Here is a 462-nt window from a genome sequence, read left to right as displayed (position 1 = left end):
TCTATCTTAGAGCATGTTATAAACGGAATGTTTATTGATGTTGTAGAAAAGGACGTTGAAAAGGTCGCTGTCATCAACAGCCTTTTAAAAAGAGTTGAGGACCCAGAAGCAGTCGCCAACGATTTGGGATTAAGGTTTATTGATACCTTGGTGATAAACCCAAGCGAACCAATTGATGAAATTGCAATTAAACATGTTTCCAAACTACCCGGACCTATTAAACAGTTTTTTGGTCTAAACAAGGAACCAATTGAAGGCGGCGTGAGCCTGGCTAGCTATCTTTTGTTTGAAGGGGAGTTTATGCGAGAGCTCATAGCTCTCGGATACAAGGACGCTCAAGCTAAGTCCAAGGAGCTTGAAAGTTTCTTTAACGCAGATATGAAAAACAGCTAACCAAATTTAACAACTCCTCTCTGAAAATGGTAAGCAATTGTATTTACAAGAAAATATTAATATTGCCAA

At 38.5% G+C, this 462-nt stretch carries 1 pseudogene; it reads left to right on the top strand.

Going from position 1 to position 462, the window contains the following annotated elements:
• Positions 1 to 393 (top strand): annotated as a pseudogene (locus tag A3761_RS02610) (patatin-like phospholipase family protein); the annotation flags it as partial.
• Positions 394 to 462 lie beyond the last annotated feature (69 nt).

The organism is Oleiphilus sp. HI0123, from assembly GCF_001635315.1.
Note: the sequence above shows the minus strand (reverse complement) of the source record. Positions and strands in the feature narration are given on the sequence as shown.